Source organism: Mycobacterium pinniadriaticum, from assembly GCF_026242045.1.
In the GTDB taxonomy this organism is placed as follows: Bacteria; Actinomycetota; Actinomycetes; order Mycobacteriales; family Mycobacteriaceae; genus Mycobacterium; species Mycobacterium pinniadriaticum.
Map to the genome: position 1 here is coordinate 1 of NZ_JAPJDO010000127.1, position 337 is coordinate 337.

General features: G+C 60.8%; 1 protein-coding gene. It reads left to right on the top strand.

Annotated elements, in window-relative coordinates; translation table 11 throughout:
- Nucleotides 1–147: 147 nt before the first annotated feature.
- A partial coding sequence (locus ORI27_RS32950) for a hypothetical protein (protein ID WP_266001444.1) occupies nt 148–337 on the top strand: 190 nt, incomplete at its 3' end.

The window sequence follows — 337 nt, forward strand, 5'->3', positions numbered from 1 at the left end:
TCCTTAACCATGAGATGTACATATCCCATCTCGCACTACCGCCGTCAAGGAACCGCAGGAAAACGGCGTGTCGAGGACAGACGGATCTTCCGATTAGCCGGTTAAGAGAGGCTTGCGGGCCCGCGCCGGGTCGATCAGGGTGCCGTAGTGCGCGGCGAGCTCGCCGTAGGCCAGATTGATCAGCGGATCGTAGAGGTCGGGTCGTTCGACCCCGGTCTTGAGGTTGTCGCACTTCTGTGCCCGGCGGTGTTATGTGCCCGACCGCCCGAAACCCCTGCTGGGGTGGCGGTGATGGCTCGAGTTCGGGCACATAACGAGATTGATGGCAAGACGATTG